The 24,993-nt window shown below is 37.1% G+C and carries 30 protein-coding genes and 2 pseudogenes; all 32 read right to left on the bottom strand.

Annotated features, from left to right (window positions below; all coding sequences use genetic code 11):
- Positions 1-23: 23 nt before the first annotated feature.
- The 32 genes and pseudogenes from HHK02_RS06960 to HHK02_RS06810 all read right to left on the bottom strand — a co-directional run bounded on the left by HHK02_RS06960 (position 24) and on the right by HHK02_RS06810 (position 24,926).
- Positions 24-326: a hypothetical protein gene (locus HHK02_RS06960; protein WP_181462222.1), complete on the bottom strand. Its 303-nt coding sequence runs from the start codon at positions 324-326 to the stop codon at positions 24-26.
- Entirely contained in the window at positions 327-551 is a 225-nt protein-coding gene (locus HHK02_RS06955; protein ID WP_181462221.1) for a hypothetical protein, read from the bottom strand.
- On the bottom strand, positions 552-728 hold the full coding sequence (locus HHK02_RS06950) for a hypothetical protein (protein WP_158227615.1): 177 nt from the start codon (positions 726-728) through the stop codon (positions 552-554).
- Positions 729-1,187 carry an ArpU family phage packaging/lysis transcriptional regulator gene (locus tag HHK02_RS06945; RefSeq protein ID WP_181462220.1) on the bottom strand — a complete coding sequence of 153 codons (459 nt, stop codon included), beginning with the start codon at positions 1,185-1,187 and terminating at the stop codon, positions 729-731.
- Positions 1,188-1,736: a hypothetical protein gene (locus HHK02_RS06940; RefSeq protein WP_181462219.1), complete on the bottom strand. Its 549-nt coding sequence runs from the start codon at positions 1,734-1,736 to the stop codon at positions 1,188-1,190. It lies immediately after the preceding gene.
- Complete coding sequence (locus tag HHK02_RS06935) at positions 1,737-2,159, bottom strand: HNH endonuclease (protein ID WP_225429500.1); 423 nt, start codon at positions 2,157-2,159, stop codon at positions 1,737-1,739.
- Positions 2,160-2,231: 72 nt separating this feature from the next.
- A pseudogene (locus tag HHK02_RS13115) lies at positions 2,232-2,327 on the bottom strand (terminase small subunit); the annotation flags it as partial.
- Positions 2,328-2,753, bottom strand: a complete 426-nt coding sequence (locus tag HHK02_RS06930; RefSeq protein ID WP_181462217.1) for a terminase small subunit — start codon at positions 2,751-2,753, stop codon at positions 2,328-2,330.
- Positions 2,754-2,858: 105 nt separating this feature from the next.
- Complete coding sequence (locus tag HHK02_RS06925; protein ID WP_181462216.1) at positions 2,859-4,043, bottom strand: PBSX family phage terminase large subunit; 1,185 nt, start codon at positions 4,041-4,043, stop codon at positions 2,859-2,861.
- Positions 4,044-5,480, bottom strand: coding sequence for a phage portal protein (locus HHK02_RS06920; RefSeq protein WP_181462215.1), 1,437 nt, complete (start codon positions 5,478-5,480; stop codon positions 4,044-4,046).
- Positions 5,481-7,325: a minor capsid protein gene (locus HHK02_RS12620; protein WP_229270435.1), complete on the bottom strand. Its 1,845-nt coding sequence runs from the start codon at positions 7,323-7,325 to the stop codon at positions 5,481-5,483.
- Positions 7,326-7,334: 9 nt separating this feature from the next.
- Positions 7,335-7,565: a hypothetical protein gene (locus HHK02_RS06910; RefSeq protein WP_181462214.1), complete on the bottom strand. Its 231-nt coding sequence runs from the start codon at positions 7,563-7,565 to the stop codon at positions 7,335-7,337.
- Positions 7,566-8,258, bottom strand: coding sequence for a DUF4355 domain-containing protein (locus HHK02_RS06905; RefSeq protein ID WP_181462213.1), 693 nt, complete (start codon positions 8,256-8,258; stop codon positions 7,566-7,568).
- Positions 8,259-9,131, bottom strand: a complete 873-nt coding sequence (locus HHK02_RS06900) for a hypothetical protein (RefSeq protein ID WP_181462212.1) — start codon at positions 9,129-9,131, stop codon at positions 8,259-8,261.
- The gene (locus HHK02_RS06895; RefSeq protein ID WP_181462211.1) at positions 9,132-9,527 is read right to left on the bottom strand and encodes a phage head-tail connector protein; all 396 of its coding nucleotides are present in this window, start codon (positions 9,525-9,527) and stop codon (positions 9,132-9,134) included.
- Positions 9,528-9,842: a hypothetical protein gene (locus tag HHK02_RS06890; RefSeq protein ID WP_181462210.1), complete on the bottom strand. Its 315-nt coding sequence runs from the start codon at positions 9,840-9,842 to the stop codon at positions 9,528-9,530.
- Complete coding sequence (locus HHK02_RS06885; RefSeq protein ID WP_181462209.1) at positions 9,843-10,241, bottom strand: HK97-gp10 family putative phage morphogenesis protein; 399 nt, start codon at positions 10,239-10,241, stop codon at positions 9,843-9,845. It lies immediately after the preceding gene.
- Positions 10,242-10,634: a DUF3168 domain-containing protein gene (locus tag HHK02_RS06880; protein WP_152709670.1), complete on the bottom strand. Its 393-nt coding sequence runs from the start codon at positions 10,632-10,634 to the stop codon at positions 10,242-10,244.
- Positions 10,635-11,222: a phage tail protein gene (locus tag HHK02_RS06875; protein ID WP_181462208.1), complete on the bottom strand. Its 588-nt coding sequence runs from the start codon at positions 11,220-11,222 to the stop codon at positions 10,635-10,637.
- Positions 11,223-11,558, bottom strand: coding sequence for a tail assembly chaperone (locus tag HHK02_RS06870; RefSeq protein ID WP_181462207.1), 336 nt, complete (start codon positions 11,556-11,558; stop codon positions 11,223-11,225).
- Positions 11,559-11,924, bottom strand: coding sequence for a hypothetical protein (locus HHK02_RS06865; RefSeq protein WP_331271635.1), 366 nt, complete (start codon positions 11,922-11,924; stop codon positions 11,559-11,561). It lies immediately after the preceding gene.
- Positions 11,925-14,546 carry a phage tail protein gene (locus HHK02_RS06860; RefSeq protein ID WP_181462206.1) on the bottom strand — a complete coding sequence of 874 codons (2,622 nt, stop codon included), beginning with the start codon at positions 14,544-14,546 and terminating at the stop codon, positions 11,925-11,927.
- The gene (locus HHK02_RS06855) at positions 14,547-15,326 is read right to left on the bottom strand and encodes a phage tail family protein (RefSeq protein ID WP_181462205.1); all 780 of its coding nucleotides are present in this window, start codon (positions 15,324-15,326) and stop codon (positions 14,547-14,549) included.
- Entirely contained in the window at positions 15,327-17,765 is a 2,439-nt protein-coding gene (locus HHK02_RS06850; protein ID WP_181462204.1) for a phage tail protein, read from the bottom strand.
- Positions 17,766-18,002, bottom strand: coding sequence for a hypothetical protein (locus tag HHK02_RS06845; protein ID WP_181462203.1), 237 nt, complete (start codon positions 18,000-18,002; stop codon positions 17,766-17,768).
- Complete coding sequence (locus HHK02_RS06840; protein ID WP_181462202.1) at positions 18,003-20,639, bottom strand: hypothetical protein; 2,637 nt, start codon at positions 20,637-20,639, stop codon at positions 18,003-18,005.
- On the bottom strand, positions 20,640-21,293 hold the full coding sequence (locus HHK02_RS06835; RefSeq protein ID WP_181462201.1) for a hypothetical protein: 654 nt from the start codon (positions 21,291-21,293) through the stop codon (positions 20,640-20,642).
- Complete coding sequence (locus tag HHK02_RS06830; RefSeq protein WP_181462200.1) at positions 21,294-21,632, bottom strand: hypothetical protein; 339 nt, start codon at positions 21,630-21,632, stop codon at positions 21,294-21,296.
- The gene (locus tag HHK02_RS06825) at positions 21,633-22,067 is read right to left on the bottom strand and encodes a phage holin family protein (protein WP_153702088.1); all 435 of its coding nucleotides are present in this window, start codon (positions 22,065-22,067) and stop codon (positions 21,633-21,635) included. It lies immediately after the preceding gene.
- Positions 22,068-23,027 (bottom strand): GH25 family lysozyme, encoded by a 960-nt coding sequence (locus tag HHK02_RS06820; RefSeq protein ID WP_181462199.1) that lies wholly within the window; start codon positions 23,025-23,027, stop codon positions 22,068-22,070.
- Positions 23,028-23,582, bottom strand: coding sequence for a GNAT family N-acetyltransferase (locus HHK02_RS06815; protein WP_181462198.1), 555 nt, complete (start codon positions 23,580-23,582; stop codon positions 23,028-23,030). It abuts the gene before it with no gap.
- Positions 23,583-24,926, bottom strand: a pseudogene (locus HHK02_RS06810) (MFS transporter).
- Positions 24,927-24,993 lie beyond the last annotated feature (67 nt).

Raw genomic sequence — 24,993 nt, 5'->3', positions numbered from 1 at the left:
AAGATCTTCAAACAGGGTTTCATTTACTCTTCCTCCTCATTATCAGGAAGATAACTTCCACATAGCTCAATTAAGTTAGCGAACATCTTTGAATTAGGCTTATCTACGTAACCAACTTCTAATTTAATTGCAGGGGTCCCATCAACTTCAATCATAGATAGCACAGGTTCACCATCATATTTAACTATGACATCACCGGCAGATTGTTGCTGTAATTGCACAAAGTCACCATTTAATTTGGCCTTTGTATTGTCTTTTGTAATAATTTCACAGCTTAAATGTGAATCTAATTTAGTAAGTTTCTCTTGTAATTCATTTTTTAGCATTTAATCTTTCTCCTCATATTTGATTCTGAATGGATGATCGATATCTGTATCTACGTCAGTAAGGAATTGGGCTTTTACTCCGCCTTCCTTACGATCGCGTATAAATACCGGAAACCATTCTAGTCCGTCATCGTCTTCCTCAATAAAATCTTTTTCTCCAGTATCTAACCCAATTTGGATAGATAATAATTCCTTATGGCTTAATTCTCTGTAACCTTTTTTCATTCATGATAGTTCCTCCACTTTAGCATCAATCGGTACTGTAAATAGTGGATCACCACTAACTTCCCGAATAGTAAACATATCGGCCGATTTATTATAACCAACCACATAATATTTTCGGTTGTTGTAAATAACAGGTTCATTATTTTCTTCGTGCTTTAATGCTTCTTCAAATGTCATTCATTCCTCATCTGGATAAACATGTAAGTCCTCTATTTCAGTGTGAATACCATGCTTAACTAATTGAAATTCAAATCGATCAGCAAATTCACACAATGCTTTCTCTTGTTTTCGACTATATGTTGATGAACTAATACTTAATTCCCTGGCAATGTTGTACGTCAACATTTGGTCTGAATAACGACTTAACAATATCCGTTGCGATTCCTTTGTCATGTTTCGCATTGAACAACCCACACAATCGACTACTTCTTCTGCCAACCAAATATTTAGCATTCGACTTTCACTTCCATTGCCATGACTAGGCGCTTTAGGCATTCCGTCCATTCCTGGTGACTTCAAATCAAATCGTTGTTTCCCGGATAAAGCTAGATAGCGATCCAGCTTCTTTTCAAGAAACTCAGTAACCTTCCGTGCAGTTTTCAAACAATCTATATCTAAGTTCAAATCTGTTTGCATTTAGTTTTTAATTTTACTTACTATACACCGAATCACTTCTATATAGTTTTTCAATCTTAATGGATATAGTATTATCCATTCATCGTCTTTTTTTATAAATCTAAATCTGTACACAGCATTAGAGTAAATATCACGAATCTTGAATTGTTTCCAAATCAAATTGTCTAAAGCTTCAATTTCCATAGATCTAGTTTTTCTTTTTGCATTTCCACCTGCTATGTATAATGTATTTTCATTAATGCCAAAAACCGGTTTAAGTATCTTGTGATGATTTTGAGGGACCATTGCTACAGGATAGTCATTATCATTTTCTATCAAAACGACAATGTGCTCTTTTACTCCTTTAAAAACAACCCCGTCTGGCATTTTTTTATCTTTCTCTTCTGGAAAATAAGCTGATTTTATTACTAAAAAAGGTTTTGGTTTCCTATTGGCAAGGTAGAGTGAGACAAATACAGCCGCAAGAGTTGCAATGGCACTCAACCAATCAGCTAAGTTTCCTAAATTATAAGTAACGTTTATATGATGTATAGTTTCTAAAACAATCATTCACTCAAAACTATCACCGCCTGACATAATGAGTTTATAAACAGGTTCACCAGCGTGTTGCTTAGCATGACATTCATTACATAACGTAATTCCGTTATCCGTATTTATCCGATTAATTGGGTCAACAGACCAGTATGAGACGTGATGTACACATAGATGTCTTTTACTGCCGCAAACTTGACAAGTGTATGAATCACGCTTCAAACATTTATTTTTCCAACGGGTTACTAATTCGTCATTACGACTAGTTACTACAGCATCGTTTTCAATCAAATCATATGTGGCCTTCTTGCCTAAATAGATAAACAAAATCTCGCGTGCAGCTATCTTTTGGTATTTATTAGCACCTTTTGAAATTATAACAGCCAATGCATCTACACATCGGTTCCAGTTTATCGGTCTAACCCGTGAAGAATAATTCATCGTATATCTTTTTGCCAATTCCTTCAAAGCCCACAATCGTCTCATGTTCGGATCAACAATCGATTTACCAATCGCCTTGATTGCCGCCTGAGTAGCATTACCCGAAATAATGTACTCATCAACAAATCGTTGTTGCTTCTGTGTTAATTTTTTAGTAATACTACTCACCTATTCATCATCATACTCGCCCATTCCAATTTCGATATCTAAGTTACCACTGACCTCTTTCTTATCAACGAACATACCATAGGATTTGCCTAGCAACTCTGCCGTTTTGATGCGATCTTTCATCGATACAGGAACCTCAACGACCTTACCAGTATTTGTAACAACCTTTTCAGTTTCTTTCCCCATCGTCACATTAGAAAAGAACTCTGCAAGCTCCTGTTGGCTCATAATTGAAGCACCTGATTTTTCTTGAAGTTCTTTCATTCGCTGAGATATCTGTTGTTGGAGTTTTTTAGAGTTTTCAAATCCGCTTTTATACGGATCTTTATAACCAGCTCTTCGTGCAGCATCAGTGGCGTTCATTTTACTAACACTACAATAAAAATCTAACCACGCTTGTTGTTTCTTAGATAGTTTTTCACTCAATCAGTACCAAATCTCAACGAAATGACTGTAATCAAACAAGTTATCAAAAATTTGTTTATTGAAAACGTTGTATGGTTTAGGAAAATTTAGTTTGATGTTTGGCATCTAAATATAAATATTTTTCATTACAGTTGCCTTTGGACTAGCCATTCCGTTATATTCAGAACTTCCATATCTCAAACTATCGATGCAGTGGTTGTAAGCATCAACAGGTTCATTGATATATTCACCAGTCTTTCGGTCTTTCTTGTATGTATAGTTTTCCAATTCTTCAATTGTTTTGACACAACGATCATCAACAATCCATTCAAACTGCTGTAAGAACTGAATACCCTGAATAATTGAGTCCGGCCCTTTCTTTGCGGGTCGAATACGATATATCCCATCACGCTTTAATTCAGCAATTGACTTTGGTTCTGCAGCATCGGCCGTGATAACTTCTTTGGTATAACCCATTTGTTTAATTACATTGGCTATTTCGTTATTGAGCATTCCCTTTTTGACGTATTCTTCAAGAACATAGAAACGTTTATTTTTCATATCAATCTTGGAATGAGTAAAAGCAGAAGGATCGTTGCTGTACCCAAAGTCCAAGCCAAACAAATCAGGCAAGTCACGCAACTGTGGTTCTTCTGGGTATAATCGACGTTTAGTAAAGGTAGGAAAGACCAACTTATCCAATGTGGCAAATTCACCTAGCGTATAGATTTTATAATAGGCCGGGTTGGTTTGTTTTAAGTTCTCAATCGTTGCAATGTTATCAGCGTCCAAAAAGTGATTATCCTTGTAAGTTGATTGGTGAATTGATACTCGTTCCGAATCAACCCTTGCTTTCGGATCAAACCATTGCTTATATGTCCAGTTCAACTTGCTAACTGGATTAAACATACAGAACAATTGTCGTTTCTTATGTTTAGGTTCACGTAGACGAAGAGTAAGCTGCGTAAAATCATCTTGATTAAACTCAGATGCTTCTTCCATCACCACATCAGACAATCCTTTAATCGACTTAATTTTTTCTGGATCATCCATCCCTTTAAACAAGAAAACCGCACCATTCGGTAAATGAATAGTACGGTTTGATTTATTTACTCTACACAGAGGTAGAAGTTGCCAATTAGATAGACAATCAATTACATCTGCAAAGATTGATTCTTGAATTGTTCGATCAACTTTCCGAAGCCATAGCACTTTACGTGGATGTTTCCAGTGTTGGAGTGATTTAAGTACAACTTTCTGTACCACACCATGAGATTTACCAGAAGATGCACCGCCATAAGTCAGTACCAATCATTCTTCTTCGTCATCGGATTCACCGTTCTTCCGGAAACCAACTACTTCTTTATCGTTTTCTTTTTGATCATCCATTAGCATTTGATCTGTAGCAGAAGCAGAATGTTGAAGTGCTTGATTCATTTCTTCCTGCTTCTCTTTTTGCATACGCTCAACTTCCTTTTTAGGATCATCAATTAAACGGCTATTTCGGAATGCAGTTTCTTTTGACACAACCCCTGATAGTTTTTGTAAAGTATCAGCTTCTTCAGAAACATCAATCGGTAAGTTTTGTTTGAAATCAAAGAGCAAGTCTTGCCAGGCATCCTTATCTTTGACTACTTGATCAGCACTAAACACTATTCGATATAACTTCCGGAGTGCCTGAGTAAATTTACGCTCTTTATTAGCTGCCATATTTCGCATTGGAAGTAACTTATATTGCAAAGCCACCCCAGAACTATTACCAGCAAACGCTTCATCATTAAGGTTAGCAACCATACTTACCTGGTAAATCATTGAAATAAGCCGGTCAATAATATGTTCTTGCATATTATCACCATCTGGTTTTGAAATGAATTCGACATCGGCATTAGCAGCATCAGCATTAGGCGAATAAATCATTTGATTACCAATTAAATTAGCATCCGGTCTACCATCACTATCCTCATCTAAATCAAGACCAAGAATTTTAAGGTAAGCATTATCAAAATATTCCACTTGGTTAGCTTTCTGTGATAATACTCGGTCTAATTCATCGATTAATGTTTTAACATTATCAAAAACACCTTGCCGCTCCTCATTTCCATAAAATTCAACTGCTGGCACTAAATTATACATATTGTTTTGATCTGAATCTTCAACAACACTACCTTTGAAGGTTTTAATTTTATTAGCGTAATAAACCATTCCGGTCCATAAGCCGCTTTCAGTATCTTTCCAGTAACGAACAAAAGCAAAAGGTTTTCTAGCAACCGTATCATCGTAAACCATGAAGGCATCTGTAGGAGAAGCATAAGCAATACAAGTGTCTGCGTTCTCATCTTGATAAATAAAAGCAAACGAACGTCCGTAGATATCCGTTTGCTTACTAATTTCACTCAATTTGTCCTGGAACGAATTAGTGTCATTCCATTGCTGTAATGCTTCGTTCTCATTCTTATCATCTAAAGTAATCTTAGGTGGGATTCCAGTAAAGAATCCATTATAAGTATCAACAATATAATGCGGTAAATTTGCTACTAGCCGATTATCTGGTCCATACATCCGCCGCTGTTGATCCAAGATATCGTGATTACCTAGATACATTTGCATATTATGCTTGTAATCCTTAGCATACTGAATATTCCTTCTCATGAACGACAGTAAATCATGCGGATCAAGTTCTTTTTCATCAGCTGGATAGATAAAAATATGGCCATCTAAAATTTGTCCTTTACCGTTTACTGTTTCCATTCACCCCTTTAACAAAAGCCCCAAAATAAACTTAGCCATATCTTCGTCTTCATATAAATTATAACGGCCTTGATAAATTCCTTCAACGCCCATACTTAACAATTCATAACCATAATGTTTTCCATAGGAATCAACATATTCTTTCCCCATGTAAGGATTATTAAAATCATCAGGTCGAGCTTTTTCCATTGATTTATCATAAGCTTTATTTCCGGTTAACTTACTCAATGGTTGAAGCTTCTCGTCTTTTGTTCTACGCTCATAAAACTCTTGCTCTAATCGCATAATTTCTGGATTGGAATGTTCAGCACGATGTCCTAGCTCATGGTACATGGTGCTTTGAGCATTATAGTCATCTTTATTAGCTGCAATAATTGCTTGAGAGTCTGAGTAATATCCACGTTTTACGTTTAATACTTTTAATGTATTACGGCTTTCAGCATTTCTGGCCCAATCCGTTGGATAGTGGTCATACGCCGTTTGAATCATTTTTTTAAGCGGTACAGACGAACGTGACTGGAACTTAATTTTAGTTCCACCAACTTTACGATATTTTTGTATTTCTTGAGTGACGTTATCCGCATATTGATTACTAAGTAGTTTAATAGCATCAGCATTTAGCTGCCAGTTTTCTAAATAATCATCGTATGACTTAAATTTCCCAGCATCATATGATTTGTTAATGCTTTGAAAATTCTTTTGCAATACATTTATTTGTGAAGATAACTCCTTACCACTTTTAGCTAGTGTTTCATAAATTTTTGAACCTAATTGAATAATTTCTTGCTCGTGAAGTGATTTCAGATTAGCTTTCATTAATTCGTCAAAACTTTTTGTTTTGTTAGCAGAAATTAAATTATCATCCTTATCGTCAACCCACGTCTCACTAATTGAACAACGACAATTAGGATGAGTATCGTCTGGTATTTTAGGAACTTTATTAATTCGATAAATACCATCACCAAAGCCATTATCTTGCGTCGCAATCTTTCGACACTCATCACAGGCTCTTGGCTCCGCAATCCATTGGACAAATTGATAACCATTCTTTTTGATTGATTCAATTTGAGCAGAATATTGAACCCGTGCTGATTCTGTCCTGGCAATACGTTCAGTAACATAACTGTGATTCTTAACAGTGGTTTTTACTTTATCTCTTAATTGTCTTGCTACAACTCGCGGATTCTTACCAGTTAAAATCCCGTTGGTGATAACCGTATCAAGTTGAGCTTTCAAAGCATCTTGATTAGCCCAAATTCGTTGACTAAAAGTTGCTCCATTAATTTGTTTCATTACTTGTTTTGCAACATCTTTAGAAGTCCAAAACGAAGCATTTTCGGTAGAATGATCTAGAATACCAGACTGACGTTTTAGCTCATCAGTATAATCTTTACCAATTTTAGCTTGCATATCAGCGTCAATATTCATTCCGGCTTCAACCATCGATAAACCAATTTTAGATTTCAATAAATTTAATCGGTTATATCGCATTGCCGTATTATAATTCCTCAATCGTTCATTAACTTCATCAGAGAAATCGTTGTAAGTAACATGCTTCCCTTGTGCTCTTAAAAGATTAGCTTCCTGAACTACCTTCTTAGCTTCTGTTTCATAATCAGCAATATCGGTAGTGGACACTTCTTTTTGAGCTTCAGCATAAGAAACTTTATTCCGGACAGCTAAAGAATTTATCTGATCTTCAATGTCTTTATTAATCTGGACAATTGCTTGATCATAATACTGTTGAAGGCGCTGATTAAATTGAGCATCTTTACTTAATTGCTCTTCTTGCCATTTACGTTCCCGAGCAATACGATCAGCCCAATAATCATTCTTCTTCGTCATCGGATTCACTTAATAAAAGATATCTTTTGGTGCCTTAGAATTAGGAAGTGGCTTACCACTCATAACCGCATTATTTAACGTTTTAATAGCTTGTAAAGAAGTTGGCCCATCAGGTCGTAAAGGGTCAACTAATGGCTCAATTTTAAAATAAGCACCATCACCAAATTTGGCATTATAATTATCAATTGCCTTATTTAGTTCTTCTTCAAATCCAATCAAATTATTTGTTGCTTTAGCCATTTAAAATTTATAAAGATCCATATTATTTTTGATGGCTTTTTGCCGTTTAATTGGATCCTTGATCTTTGCAATTTGTTCCTTAGTCATTGTAGTAGCAGGAGCACCATTAATTCGTGGTGACTTTCCCTTCAATAGTTCTTGACGAACATTTTCTTTAATCCGGTTATAAGCATTAAGAAATGCTTCACCACGTTCTTTGGTTGTTTCTGCTTTATCAGTAACAATTAAATCGATATCTTCATCGGTTGGGTTATCATACCCGCCGTCAATTAATTGTTGCTTAGCTGTATCACGCATTTTATAACGAGCCAATTCCGCTTCAGCATCTTGGGCACGCTTTTCAGTTTGTTGAAGCTTGTATTCTTGCTTTTGACCCTTATTCATCTTGGCAAGCTTAGTAGCTTCACTCTTTGCCTGGTCAATTTCCTCTTGCTTATTTTTCAAGGCTCGATTGACTCGGGCTTTTACAATGTCGTTTAATTCAGCTTGAGTAAATGTCTTTTCACTTTTGCCGTTATTATCCCCATCAGTTCCTTCAGGTGCACCATCATTATCTGGAGCTGGCGTTGGATCTTCAGCAAAAAATTGTAAACGCATTGGTAATTTTTCAAACATAAATACACCTCGTTTATAGTCCGGTGGACTGTAATATCCGGGTTGTTCTTTAATGACTGCAACAAGTAAAAAGTCCAACTACTTATTGTCAGCAGTGGTAGTAGTACCAATTTTTGAAGTAATGATTCCATCTAAACGTTCAGCGTAAAGCTTTCCAGCTAAAAGAATTACTGTTTCATAAGAAAGACTATTGTTAACAGGTTCGTGAGTAACCCCAATCAATCCTGTCTCATCTGGAACCAAATTAAAAGCCTGACTTAAAGCACCACTAATATTCGCATAAGCATAATTAATATTTTGACTAGCGGTTAAATTAATCGTCCCTTGCTTTACAGCATTAGATGCAATAATTGTATTAACACCCATGAAATTTTGAATATATTGTAATCCAAACGTACTTTGCAAAGTAATTGGTGATTCTGCTAAATAATCATAGAGGTCGATTGGGTTAACGAAAGCAACAGATTGGATATCATCATCTTCCCATTTTACTGCCAGTTGACCTAAACCCTTTGATAAAGCTTTTTGGAAGGTTTCACCAGAAGTTTTAGTAGTTCCAGTGCCTGTAAAATCAAAAATTTCTTGTTTAACGTCTTTTTGAATTTCGCGAAGTAACTTTGCATCTGTATCAGCCACAGCTCCTTGGAATCCAGTTGATTGGATAGCTTCTGCTGTAGTCATCTTTCGATACTTCTTAAAATCTAAGGTGAGAGTTTTAGCTAATTTACGAGTGGTCTTTGATAATGGAATAATTTCCCCTTCGGCCACTGTTCCATCAGCCTTTGTAACCTCTGACTTATAGATTTTAATTGTTGATCCTTGAGCCATTGGTGTCATTCGAATTACACCAAGAGCCTCAAGTAGTTTACTTAAATTACCAGTAAATTGTTCATTGAAGTCAATAGATTGAGCGATTAAATCTTCACTTGTAATTAAATTTGCATCTGCCATTTAATTATCTGCGTTTTTCGCATTTTTACTCATTCCCGCATAAGGATTAATAAAAGAAACGGCACCAAGAGATTTAACATCCTTTTGGTTTCGCCGTTTCCATAAATCAATATCATCTAGGAAATCATCAAAATCAGAAGAATTAAAAGTAATACTTTCTCCTTCTTGACTATATTGACTCATTCCTTCATTTTGTAGCCGATTGAATCGCCGAACTGAGACTTCCAATTCAATGTACCCTAACTCTCCAGGTATCTTTTCGTCTGTAGTTAGTTCTAACTTAAATCGTAAAGCTTGGTCTGTATTATCAATGATCAATTTCAGCAAAGCATCACGATCATCATCTTTAATTCCAAGCATTACTTTTAAATTTTTCAAAACCGTATCCTGGTCCATTTAGCCATTATCTTCATCCACAATTAATGTTGTTCCTTTTAAGGGTTGACGTTGTGTTTCAAGACGATATTTAATTGATCCGTTATCAATAGTTAAATACGACCAGGCTTCATTTATTGGAGCGTCCAGACGTACCACCTTAGCATTCTGATTTAACTTACTAAATAATTCAACTAGTCGATTAGTACCTACATCAGTAACGTTTGCATACCGTTTTGCTACCAACTTAGGTTCTGCAGGAGTATCTTCATCTGAGTACGGATCATAACTATTTTCATCTTGATAATAAAATTTAATTATCTGCGTTTTTCGCATCTACTTAAATAATTTATTCAAGTCATTAGCAAACTTCATTGATTCAATCGCAAAAGCTGGATGTAATGTCGGTCGTGCTGCCATAAAGCGAGTTCCATATTCAAGATATGGGAAATATTCAGTTTGTGGAGCAACCGTTGCTGTTAAACCATTATTAGAAATCGTATTTGTTACGGATCGTCTAGTATTCCCGGTAGGACTAACCATTGTCAATCCAGCACCCTTTTTCCATTCATAGTGACCCTTATACAAATTGTTCATATTCTGTTGCGTTTGCTTCTTCAAACTTGCACCATGTTTAGCAACAACCTTCTTAACTGGTGTTAGATCCTTATTTTTCTTCAAAAAGTTTGCTAATTCCTTAGTTCCTTTAACATCGACCTTGAATGAGTTAGCCATTTATTTCAAATCAAAAACGAGTGTTAGATAGCCGTGCTTTAACACGGTATTTGGAACACTCGTATCAGTTAATAATTGTTGTTCTTGTTCATTTGGACGTCCTTGCCAAGCATAATGGTTAGTTCGAACACCATTCATACCCAACCGTCTTAAATCATCTACTATTCGTGTTACCTGCTTACGTTGATTGACTTTTCCCCACACATGCAAGGTTAGGGTTGTTCTTAAACCCGTTGCATCCTTATACCCAGTCATAATAGATTGAGTATCATCAATAACAACGTAAGGATAAGTAACTGTCTCATTTTTCTGTGGTGGATGATCAAACGCCGGATATTTCTTTTTTACTTGAGCAAAAATAAAATCATATATTTCTTCGTTTGGTGAATACATTTAATTAGCGAAATTGGTAGCTTCTTCCTTTTCATTAGCACCAATGCCACGATCATCACTCTTAAACGCTTCACCATTACCATCGCCATCATCAGTAATCTTGGCGAGGTCACGGAATACATAGTCAATTTCCTCCTTAATATCTTCTGGAAGATCTGTCCATCCCCGCTTTGCCACACCATCAATCGTAAATGTTGCATCACGTGTTGAGTGATCATCAGCATCGTTATCGTTAGAATCTTCAGAGACAATCCCACGCATATATTCAGCGTAAACTTTTCCATCTGAACGGACCCGATCAAGGTGAACCTTCCACACTTCAATCTTCTTGTTAAAGTACAGAGAGTCATAGATGTCATCTGCAGCTTTGGAAATTGCATTTAAGAATTCTACTTCTAAATCTGTTTCGATATTAGAAGCAGTCGGAACATTTCCCATCTTTGTAGTCGTCGAATCTGTATCCCGTTTTGGATCATAACTTAGTGATGTTTGATAAGGGATTAATTGTGCCGGTTCCTTCTTGGCATTTTCTAACAGCCGTTCAAAAAGGACTGCATTCTTCCCTTCCAATACTGGATATGTTGCCATCTAGGCTTTTAGGTTTTTTACAACAGGTTTAGCGGCATTACTTGCTTTGATTTCATTAATTACACAACTGAAAAGATTATTTAAATCCTTGCAGTTATCAATGTAATTGTCGATTTGGTCTTGCGTTACATTATCCTTTGCAGCTGCGTGTAAGGTATCGGCTAAAGCAGAGGCATCTTTGGTCATTAATGCCGGCATAAGAACAGTTAATCCCATTCCAAAATTCATCTTCATACCATTTTGCTCACCTTCGACCCCTCGATTTTTATCAAGGTTACGTAAAAATTTAACGCCAAAAATAAATGAATAATCCTTACCATCAATCTTTAATTTCATCTAGCCATTACCTCCTCTCTGTTTTTGCTTCATCTTCCGGAATTCACGCCACCGTTTAGTAATTAAATCTATTCGTTGCTTTTCAGCACTGGCTTTGCTTACCGGTTGATAGTCTGGTTCATAATTACCACGAATTTCATCAACAAATTTATCGTAGTCAAAGAATTGACTAAACTTTTTATATTTCGGTACAGGGTGCTTTTCACTACCTTTTGTTGCTTGAACAGATTGATTGAGAAATGCCTGAAGTGCAATATCTCTTTCTTGTCCTACCCGTTTTAATTGGTAAGCTTCCATTCGCAATCGGTATTCTGCTATCCCCATATCTTCAATATCTGAAATATTCTGAAAGCCTAGATAAGCCAATCATCGGCTCCACCTATCCTTCAATGCTGTATTTTGACCCAAGCGATAATCGTATTGATCCGCTGTATAGCCAACAAGAGTGCCATCGTCAAGAACCATTGTCGTGTCTTTATTAAGTAATTGACGAAGTAAAGCATTATTCTGCATTTGTAACTGACTATCTTGAATTGCCAGGCTACCAGTATAATTTGAATTAATTGAACCCAAGTTACCAATACTTGCTCCAATATCAAAGCCAGGTGTAGTAATAGCCTGTTGAATTTGGCTAGCCATATCACTAACGTTTGATTGAACCTCATCGAATCCGTTAATCAATCCATTATTAAGTCCGTTCATAATTGCTTGACCAGCAGGGATAAGAAGTTTCCGGTCGTAACTGATTGGACCTTTATGCTCTTTAATCCAATCGGCAATTCCACTTACCCAGTTCTTAATGCCATTCCAAATTGATTTCATACCGTTCCAAAGCGAATTCATGATGGCTCTACCGGCAGCACCTAAATCTATATGAACAACTGATTTAATGAAATTAACACCTTCACTGAATAGCGATTTAATACCATTCCATACAGCAGAAACAACACTCTTTAATCCATTCATTACACCGCTAAAAATTCCAGCTACTCCGCTTAGTACACTAGAAACAATGCTACTAATTGCATTCAGAACAGTTGATACAACATTCTGGATTGCATTCCAAGCTCCCGACCAATCGCCTTGTATTGCAGCAGTGATAGCTTGAATTATTCCCGCAATAACGTTCAGCACGGTAGATATAATGGTAGTAATAACGTTCCATACCGTACTTACAACAATACTGAATGTATTCCAGACCACATTCCAAATAGCAACGATAATTGCCAAGCCTGTTTGGATTACTGTACCTAGCATCGTAATAGCAGTAGATACAACTGTTGAAATTAATTGCCATACAACTTGAACAATGGGTACAAGCATATTCCACACAGTTTGAAAGACGGTAACAATTGTGATTAGAGTTGCCCCAATGATCGCAACTACACCCGCTACAATCGGAACAATAATTGGAGCTAAAGCCTGCCAAACAGCAACAATTGCATTGATAATGCTATTAAAGACATTAACTAACCCCTGCCAAATTGGAGTAACACCCGCCACAATTGATGTCCAGATTCCAGTAAAGAATGTCACTAGAGCCTGCCAATAAGGTTTAATAAAATTAACTACCGCATTAATAGCATTACCAATTGCATTCCAAACAGTAGTAGCTACTCCAACTAAACTCTGCCATGCTCCAGATAACCACGTAGTAAAACTTTGCCACAAAGCTCTACCCGTTTTTGTTTGGGTAAAGAAATAAGTTAAGGATGCAACAACAGCTGCAATTGCAACAGCGATAATTCCCCAGGGACCTAGTGAAGCCACTGCACTGAATGCTTTCATCGCTCCACCAGCAATCTTAGAAGTTTTAGCAAGTGTTGACATTGCTTCACTAAATGCCATTGCCAAATTACCAGCTTTTGCAATCACGCTTAAACCAACTATTGCGGATCTTAACGTTGTAAATATTGAAATAACCTTATGAGCTGCCATAACTGCACCCACAAAGCCTAATATTCCTACAACTGCTGTTCGAAAAATATCATTACTAAAAGCAGATTTAAGCGCTCCACCTACGACTTTTACGAAATTAAGAATTACAACAGTAGCATTAGTAACAACTGGTCCAATAACTTGAAAAGCGGAATTAATACTACCCTTCATGTTGTCTAGGACTTGTGCAATACTTCCAAAGCCCGCTTGCTTAAAACCATTGTCAATTGCCGATAACATATTTGCCAGATTTTTGACAACGGCATTTTTTAAGTTTGCAAAAGATGTACCGATACCTTCACTATTTTTCTTTGCTAATTGAGCAAAACCATTAACTCCACCATTCAGCTTGATAAAACGATCATTCAACTGATCTACCGTAATTTGTCCTGACTGCAAAGCTTTATAAAGGTCTTGTTCAGCAGACTTACCAGTAAAACCAAATGAATTGGCGACTTTACGTAATGCAATTGGCATGGTTTCCATCAATGTTCGATAAGACATTAAATCGACTTTACCAGTTGAAAGCATTTGTGTGTATTGTTGAAGTCCACGAGAGGTATCGGCAACACTAGCACCGGAGGCAAGGAAGGCATTATTCAAGGCAATCGCCGACTTAGAAGCCTTAGTTGCACTACCAGTTAATGGCGCTAATTGTTGGGCAACACTTGTAACGTCTTGCAAAGAAGTGGGTAAGCCATCAATTCCCTTAGATAAGATAGCGGTTGACCTTGCAACATCCTTAGTTGAATAATTCAAAGCCTTCATTACTACCGGATACTTGTTTAATGTATCAAATCGGTTAATGGCGCCACTCATTGAATCTTTAACAACATCCCATGCTTTACCAGCAATTGCAACTACACCCATTGCTCCAGCCATTGATTTAAAGGTGCTGGAAATACTAGAACCACCTGCACTAACAGTTTGAGAGGTTGACTGGGTTTCACGGCCTAAATTATTAATCGATTTAAGCGCCTTATCTAAAGTTGCGCTAAAACTCTCATCGTATGCTGATAATACCGCTTCAACGCTCATTGATTGTGACACCTAAATCATCTCCTCACGCTTGAATTGAAATTCAATTGTCCCGTTTCCGGATAGATGCATTTTATTGTCACCCATCTCTAATACAATCGTGGTTGTTTTAAAATTGTCTTGAGTTAAACCTACTTCACCAATTGAATCGTTCTTCAAAGTTACGGACCCTGTCAATTGAAATGAGCATTCGACTGGTCGTGAGCCGATATTCTTAACATTAACATCCTGATCACCGTTAACATTGAATTTAACTGGTTGCCAAATCCAATGATCAAATGCGACATCATCCCAATAATCGGTGCCCTCGTTATGGTTAGTATAAGCAAAAGGATAAGCCTTGAAAGTAATAGTTGCTGTGAGCATTCCCTTTTCTTGGTCATCCTCAACCTCAACACTAGTACACTTAGCTGACCAGTAGTAAACAGGATCATGAGAATCAATTAGTTTAGTGAAACCATGTGGCAGTAATTGCCGTTTAAGCTCCTCTTCGTAAGCTTTACGATCCTGATAAACTTTTCCAAAATATACAAACTTATAAGTCAACTCACGGGTCTTAAAAAAGCGTTCCTGATCATACATTGAGAAATCATATTCTCCTTGCATGTAAGGGACGCTTTCTGTAATTTCTTGTTCTTCTGGCGTAGTTGCTGTTCGATCAATCAACCACCAATCATAATCAGCAGAATTAAAACCGGCAAAGTCGATATATTCTGCATTTTCTAAGTATTCTGGATCAGCCTTTGTGGGTCCTAATCCACGAAAAGAATAGTCATTATTTAAGAATTTCATTCACTTGCCATTATCATCGCCTCCTGTTGTTAGTTTTTCTACTTGTTCCTTTAATTTATTGAATTCTTCTAAGGAAACCATTCCTTTACGAGCACGATCGTTATCATCTTGAAGATTTCTTAGATCTTGTCTCATTTGTGCAAGATCAGCACTACTAGCAAAATTTTGCATAACCTTATTATTGTTATTAGCAGATTGCTCTTGAGTTTGGACAACCTGATTAACCATCACTCGCATTTCCTTAAACTGTTGAAAATTGACTTGATTTTCTAACTGATAATCAGTAAGCCCCATCGTCTTATCACCAATAGTTAATGAAGACGCATGGGGCTTTAGTAAATCAATTTCTTTTTGAGTAATTCGTAATAATTGGGTTTTTGCAACATTTGGATTAATAAACATGTACCTATCAGCAACCTTAAAAGATTTGAAGTTTGTCATATGTAATTCTAAAGCTGTAACTTCCCAACTTTGAGGTATTCTTTGAGCCTTTATCCATGTTTGAGCTTGTTGCATTAAAACATTCGGATCATCTACATTATCAAATTCGACAGTTCCTTCAATAATACCGAATTCTTTTTGTAAATCAGGAATATCAATATAGTCTTTACCGTTATTGACAGTAGTAATGGTTAATTTAGGACGTGCAGCATTACTATTATCAACAGTTTGATCTTTCTTTCCTTCTTGTGGTTTAGACCCATCGCCACCTTCTTTAATTAGTTTTACTGGATCTAGCCAACCACCTGCAGGAGAAAAAGAATTTCGAACTGCTTGATAAAAATCTTGCTTAGTTACGCCAATATGAACATGGTCTGTATCACGATATCCAATTACATCACCAGTTTTTACTTTTTGCCCAACACTAACAATAATATTAGAGGGAGAACTAAAAGCTTCTTGATAAACGATATTGAATCCTTCTGGCGTATGAATAACCACAAAATTGCCTAAGCCACCCATAGCTGATTTGATAGTTACCGTTCCACCATGAATACAATGCACTTCTCTACCAGGATGGTCTACTGATCCAAAATCCACACCATCGTGATAACTATTTTGACGATATCCGCCATCATTTCCGAAACTCTGAACTTGAGAAAAATGGCCTTCCCCAACATTAGGAAAAGGCCATCCCCATGTACCACCAGTTGCATTAGAATGACCACCCCAACGTTTAATACAAGAAATGCATCCACTAATTGGCTTTCCAATAGCTGGATTAGGCGTTTGACCCGCTAAATCCCAAACAGCAGCGGCAGTCCCTTGTAAATAAACACGGCCAATAGTACCTTTTCCAAACTCTTGATTCCATTTATCCGCTAATGCTTGGTTCGGCGCTATTGATCCTTCCGGTGCGCTCCATGCTGGATTAATGGAATTACTATTTGAACAATTTTTAATCCATTCACAAACAGATTGCGCATCACTATATGCATCACCATGTCGATAAGTATGGTTAAGCCATCCATAGTAAGTTCCTTGTTCTTGAAGTTCATAAGCAAAGAACCATTCAGGACTTACTTCAGCATTTTTCACCACATCATATAAACGATTAACGTCCACTCCCCAAGCCCGAACTCTCGAAGAACGAGCGGCAAAATCTTGTTTCATATTATTAATATCACTACCCCAAGTAGCATTAATTTCTGATTTACAAAATTCTTCAGGACTATCTAATGATCCAGAACCACCATCTCCGCCATCATCACTTACATCAACTTTTGATGGTTCTAGTGTCTTTCCCAACGGAATTAACCTTGTAATCACCTTAGTAGGATCAATCTGCATACTTGCAGACTTCATATTTTTAGCTAACTGAATAGGAGTGTCATTTTTATGATCAACCCCAATGTCTGTTAAGTAGTCAAGGTAGTTTATTCCGTTAGGGTTATAAGTAGTCACAATATAACCGCCAAGAGATTTTACTAATTTATCATTAATGGCATCGCTAGTTTTGGGATAATCAATTTGTCGATACTGGTCATCCTTGTTATTAGTGACATTTACATTTCGAAGCTGGAATTTTTTATAGTCAGGAACCTGTGAATTATGAACATCTATTAAAGTCTGTAAAAATTCTTTGGGTGTTTGCCCAACACCTTCATAAAATCGTTGGGTACTATCCATAAGATATGCTTCAATATCTTCAAAAACATATTCCCGAATGAATTGTCCACTTTCTTCCATCGACTTTTTAGGTTTGATAGCTCGTCCACGAAAAATAAGTTCATTATCATCATAAACGTTAACATGAGTATGATAAGGCCTTACGTTGTCCCATAATGGACTTGCTTGATTAACCGTAATAGTCAAATCATCAATGTTGGATTCTTTAAGCGTGAGTTTCCCCGAACTAATATGACGATTAACTCGGGGATCCAGTACAATAAATCCTGCTTTATCTGTTGGCTCATTATAACCAATAATTCGGTACACTCACTCCTTCTTACCAAAAGAATTAAAAATATCATCCATAGACGATGCCTTTTTCTTTTCTTGTTGTTTCAGTTCTTCTTCAATACTACTTAAATGTTTATCCAGGTTTTCGAAGCCCTGTGCAATTGCCTCACGCACATCTTTTCCATAACCCTTGTGACGAATAGCATCAGCGATTTGTTTCATAGTATGATCCGTATTATCAAATGGCTCATAATCATAGGTTTCACTTGCCATTTATTTAATCTGATTATCCTTGCTATCTTCTTTTAAGCTAGTGAAGTTATATAGCCGATAATTGTTTGTACAATTATACTTATTTGTTTCTGGTTCAATAAGAATTTCCCCGTTTCCAATTGCATTTTTGATGAATACATTAGTATAACAGGCCTCATACTTATTCGGATCATCCGTTACAGGAGAATAGCCGTTAAAACCAAAGCGTAATGATACTGGTCGGTTTGCATTACTAATCAACTTAATCCCATCAAAGGTCACGGTAGAACCAAGCTGTGGGGCATAGTTGTGCATACTAAACGGGTAACCATTAGATTTAGAAACGTCAAAAATACAATTGGTAAAGCTATACGTACAACCAGCCGAAGTACCAGCGGCATAAGCATCTTGCACATCCCATAGTCCCTGCAGGTTACCTTCATGTACGAACCTGACATTTTTGAAAATGTGGTAAGCATTTGGATACTTGTCTCTCGATTCATCATGAACTGCGTAACGCCCGTTGCGAATTCTGATTGTCAAACCCTCAAGTCGGTTGTTACCCTCTTCAAGCTCAATCGTTGAGAAATTGGTACTTTGAGCAAGACTTACCCCATCTGGCAATTCAGCAAGTAAGGTAATCTTACCTACACCAATAAGGCTCACGTATGCTGGAATATGGAATCCCTGCATGTTGTCACTGGCATTTTCAATTGATGAAAGATAAACGATACCGCCGAGCTCGTTTAGCAGATTATACGTTGTCCCTGTATGATCAATCGAATCATCATGAATGTAAATAACATACGGTGAGCTCTGTGAAGCATGTGCTTTAGCTTCATTAACTGCATCAATTAGTCTTGTAAAGTGAAAGTTCTTACCAACATCGAGTCGGTTCTCTTGATTTATGATTGATGGAATTTTGATATTATCAGCTAGTCGATAACCAGAAGCAGATAGATCTCTACCCTCAACTGCCTTAAAGGAGCTATAAGTTGATGGCTTAAAAGTTACATATACCCAGTAAACATTAGTCGGAACACTAAAGGTGTAAGGCCCTGTAACTCCGTCATTATAATTATCTGACCAAGCCAAGGTTCCATCTTTTAGACCTCCTAGTGTTGTAAAGTCTGTGCCCGAAACGGTAAAAGTATAATGGCCATTTGTCCTGAATTTAAAGCAGATAAAGTCTCCAAAATGCTGATTTACTAGCTTATTTTGATATACGACTTTACCGTTGACGGCGTTATAAATACCGGTAAAGGACTTTGAATCACTGTACAGATTACCTTTCCCCAGAACAAAGGTTGTCATTTCTGGAGCTACAACTTCCTTAGCAAGTGGACTAGCTAAAGGCGCATTGAGCAAGAACTGTCCGGCTGAATCATAATCAAGCCCGCCAGCAAAGCAGTAGTAGGTGCCGTAACTATCAGTTAAGAAAGTTACATATACATATACTACGGAACTAGGTACAGTGAAAGTATATGTTCCCGTAACTCCATTACTTTGATTGTCAGACCATGCTAAAGTTCCATCATCAGTGCTACCAAGAATGTTGAAATCAGTGCCGGGTACAGTGAAGGTACGCTGATCACTTATCTTAAATTTAAAACAGGTAAAATCGCCGTAACGTTTATTAGCATTTGTTCCCTGATAAGCCACTTTGCCATCAACAGCGTTATAGATACCGGTCAAGGCTTCGTCTTGATTGTAGATGTTATGACGATGACGAGCGAAATCAGTATGGACTGTCTTAACCGAATTGTTAGCAATCCCCGCTGATTGATATACCGGTCCCTCAGACCATTGGTCGTTCCTATAAATGGCACGATGACCATCATCTAACACAAAAATCCCATCCTTCCCCTGTGGATATTTTGCTTTAACTGAATCTAAATCGGCAAATGTTTCTACTTCTTGATGAATCTGATCTAATCGATTATCTATCTCGTTACCAAGCTTCTGAATATCTTCATTATGCTTTTTAAGTGTCACTACATTCCCCGCATCAATTTGCGCTTGAATTGCACCGACAGCATCAGCAAGCTTACTCAATGCTGCTCTTGTTTCCGCAGACATATCTTCATTCTTCTTAACTTCTGCTTGGTACTTTTCACGCAATTCTGCTAAAGCGTCAACAATCTTACCATTGCATCGCTCTAATACTTCATCAAATTCAGTAACAAAGTAAGGAATAGCAGCACCCATCGTTGGAACACCGCCAAGAACACGGAACCAAACATTAACGCTAGTAAAGATATTGCCTTGTCTATCTTTTAGGCCAAAGTAACCAAAGAAAATACCTTTTTGAGGGAAAAACTGTTTTGGCAGCTTCGCAACTGTAATACCATCATCTAAACTACCAGCCCCATCTTTATCTTCCCATGAAACTGTCGATGCATCAGCAGACATCTTAAACCCAGTACCATCTTCCAATTTTTCAAGATATTGTCCAACGGATCCAGTTGCGAAGAAGTGTAGTTCTCTTTCTTTTAAATTAATTTTAGTTTCAGTCTTACTAGTTTCCCACTGGATGGCTAATTCCGTTCCTTGATCCCCTACACGAGCGTTAAATTGGTTAAACATGTCAACTAAAAGACCGCCTCGTTCAAATTTGTAGGTGTTAAAGGTAATCAGATTACTAATCTCTTTTGCCATTTACACTATTTCATTTTGAAGTTCTTTCATTTGCTTATCAAAGAATTTACGAGCTAATTCAATAAAAATATCCAATTCATGAGAATCATACTTTCTCCCGTCATCATCTATGGAATGCTCAACAATATCATACATTACATTAATTAGATTCTTCTCTTCACTATTATCAATATGAAAAAGATAAAGCCTAATCAGTGTTGTAGTATTTTGCAAATTGTATATTGTTTCTTCTATATTACTAGATAAATCTTTAAGGCTATCAACTTTTGACTGATATTCCTTTTCTAGCTCATCTGGATTACGACTAGAAAAGCTTCGATTATCATTTCTGATTTCTTCAATACCTTTTCGCAGTAAATTAAGTTTTTGACAACTAAGCACGAATTTAGTAACAAGTTTACGTACTTCATTAGACCATTCCAATTGGCTTTCATAAAACAGCTTTTCCTTTTGCCCCATCTTAGCAATCTCCTTTTGTGTTTTAATAGTGTCACCGTTATTTTCCTTTTGAACTTTTAACGCTTCTTTATTACTCTTATTTTGAATATAAGCAGTAATACTATAACCGATTAAGCTTACTATTCCCGAAACAATCGCTGCAATTAATCCACTATAAATTACTGCGCTATTATCGCTACTTGCCAAAACTAACATTCAATCATCGATATGCTTCATTCCAGATTCATTATAGCAAGCTTTAATTCCACTTAAGTTAGTAACAAAGTTTGATTTTGTAATTCTCCCACTTGAACGACTTACAGTCACCACACCACGATAAATGTTAAATATACGACTATTAGTATATTTAACAAGCCTGGTTTGATTAATAATACTACGTTCTTTTTCAATAAAGGAAAATAATTTACTCAATCTTTTAACATCAAAAATTCCGTCTGCAACTTCATTATTCATTTCTTTAACCTCGTGAATAATATAGTTACTTCGCTTAATAATATCTTCTTTTGTTGCCGTTGATGGATCAATACTTTTCATTTACTTTTTACCTCCTTTATATTTACCAAGAAAATTGTACTTAGATGGATCATAATCTTCTTGATCCTTAGCCAATTTAGCTTCGAAGAAATCCATGATTGGTTTAGGCAACCACCAGCCCATTTCTGTCCAATTTTCTACAATTGAAATTAAATACTGGTAAATCCAAGCAATTAAAAAAGTGGTAGCCATCGTGCTTGCTCCAATTGTATAGAGATATGGATAAGCAATTACTACCACTAAATAAATTACTGTGTGTTTAATTATCCCAGGGATTCCAACTGAACTGTTAGTTTTCTTAATTGTTTTCTTCGCATAATACGGTTTAATCATTCCCGTAATTAAATCTACAATCATCACGATTGTAAAAGCCCACATTAGTTTGTCATCAACTAATGCCTGCATTTGATGTAGCATAAATAAATGATAGGGCAACTATTTAAACGTACCGAACGGCTGGTTATTATTTGCATCACGGCAAACAAGATAACCGTACTGAGCGTTTGGTCGTGGCTGACGAAGCCATACATAACCATCGTGGCGAGACCAAGCGTCATACTTAACTTCACTATTAGCTGGTAAGGTAGCGATTAAGGCACTGTTAGTCTTAGCACCCCACCGCAAGTTAATTGCAGCGCCAGTAATAAATGTCCCGTTTTCAGCAAACCAACGATCACCAAGATCATCAACCCAATGGTTAGTTGGAAGTTCAGTGGTGATTGCTGGCTTTTCTTGTTCAATTGGTTTGTTTGGCTCTGGGACTGGTGCTTCGCTTGGATTAAATAGGTTGATTGCATTATCGGTTAATGTGATAGAGCCATCAACATTGTAGCCAAGCAAATTATCGGTATGTTGCCACATATCAATATAGTTAGCTGACGGGAAGTAATTAAAGTCTGGGTTCTTCCCTGCTGGCGTTCCATTGCGATATACATATGCAGCTAACCAGAACATATCCATATGGTGATGGATTGACTCTAAGTCAAAGTTAGGCAACAGATACTTATACGTATAGAAACCAGTGTGATAACCGGCGTTGCGTAAGGTATTTAAGAACACATTTACTGATGATGTTGGCATGTTAGAAATTTCAGCATCAAGAATCATTAATGCACCGGGTTGCACATTTGCCTGTGCCTTAGAATTGGCGATAAAGTAGTTGGCTTCTGCTACCGCTTGTGCATCATTATGGAAACGGCCAAAGTGATAGAAAGCATAACCCCTAATTCCACCACCTGCGCTTCGATCAATCAGCGACCGGATGTAAGGATTAACATAGTTCGTGCTTTCTGTTGTCTTAACAATTGCATAGTCAGCACCGATGTTTTTGTAATCATTAACTGTTAAGTGACTCTGAAAACTAGCTAAATCAATTACTGTCTTTCGTTCTGTCATTTACTCTTTAACAATTTTATACGGCAAGTAATGGCGGCGATGGTTAGTCAGATAACTATCCATTAACTGTTGGTAAAATTGTGGATTCACGCTTGATTGTATACTTAAAAGATCAAATTTTTCATTATTCTTTTCAACGGTATAAAGACCCGTTTTGCCAAAACCATTTTTGGCGTAGAAACGATGCCGTCTGAGTCGCTGTTCGTTATTGGGTGCTTGAGGATCTGGGCGTTCAGCGCTAAGGGTAATCTGCTTTCCAGCATACCGTTCTTTGATCGCGGTTAGCGTCGCACTACCCAAGCCCTGTCCATGATAGTGAGGATCAATTGCCAGAAAGAAAATATAGGCGATGCGCTTGTTGTAGACTGTGTAGAAAAAGCCAACCCATTTTCCCTCTTCATTATAAATGCTACAAAATTCTGCTTTTCCTGCTTTAGCACGCATTTTAAGTAAAGATAATGGTAAAAGTTCATTTTGTGGAAATACGGTATTATAAACCCGCTTGATATTTTTGAAATCATTTGAATTTGTAGATATTTGACGAACTTTAATCATTTAGTTTTTCTGATCTTTAATTTTGAATGATAAGAGCAGTGCCACCACAATTAAGATAATTGCAAAGTAAATGCCGTAGTGGAAACCATTGGTAAAGCGAATAGCTTCGGATCCACTAATAGAAGAACTACCCCAAGCCAAGCAACCAGTAGCTAAGGCTGTTGCAAGCGCACCGATAACCTGTTGCATTGTATTCATGATGGTACTGCCGTCACCAGATTCTAATCCAGAAAGCGTACTTAGAGCACTAGTTTGTGCAGGAGACATTGCTAGAGGACAACCAATCATTAAAATGATATGGGCACAGATTACATAAAGAAGTGCACTATGTGATGTAGTGAAGGCCAACATCAAAGCGCCAAATAAAGCAAGGACAAAACCAATTAAAACAGGACGTTTAGCCCCAATACTATCGTAAAGGCGACCTGCAACTGCAGAAGTGGCTGCATTAATAATTCCACCAGGGAGCATTACTAGTCCAGTAAGGGCAACGGAAACTAAGAGCCCTCGTTGATAGAATAACGGTAAAAGATACATCGTAGAAAGAATAATTCCAAAGTCAAGCATCACGATTGAAGAACCAATTGTGAAAGCCGCATACTTAAAGATATGAAGATTTAAAATTGGTTCTTCCAGATGAAGTTGGCGATGGGTGTAAAAGATTAAGACAATAATTCCGGTTATTAAAGCACTGAGAACTGTAGGTGAAGTCCAACCATCTTCACTAGCCAAACTAGCACCAATAACGAGCCCTGAACAACCTACTGCCGATTCAATAATTGAGAGCATATCAATATGCGGCTTAGTAATTTCACCAACATTTTCTAATGAAGTGATGGCAAAGATCAAGGCAATAAATAAAAACGGAATAAATAACCAGAAGATCCATTGCCATGATAACTTAGCAAGAATTAGCCCGGTTAAGGTAGGACCGATTGCAGGTGCAAACATTTACATTACCACTGCAAACATTAGTGGAAGAATTAAGCCTGTTCCGACCCCTTGAATCATTCGTCCAATCAACAAAATAGTAAAATTATGCGCTAAGGCAGAAATACAAGCCCCAACCATGAAGTCAATTAATGCGAAAAGAATGACTTGGCGGGTCGTAAACCATTTGGTAATAATACTGGACAGTGGCAAGATAATCCCAATAATTAACATATATCCAGTAACTAACCATTGAATTGTTGACGTACTTACTTGAAAAGCGGTCATCAATTTTAGCAAGGCGATGTTTAATGAAGTCTCACTAAACATTCCGACAAAAGCTCCCAGCAGCATACTAACCATCATTAATCCTGGGTGCGCTGATTGCTTACGAGCTTGTAAAGCATTTTCCATATTGGTGGATTATAGAATGAAGTTAGCCACCCAGTTGGTGGTAAATAAAAAACGCCATTCGGCGTGA

The organism is Limosilactobacillus reuteri (genome assembly GCF_013694365.1).
GTDB lineage: Bacteria > Bacillota > Bacilli > Lactobacillales > Lactobacillaceae > Limosilactobacillus > Limosilactobacillus reuteri_E.
This window is presented reverse-complemented; position numbering and strand designations above follow the sequence as displayed.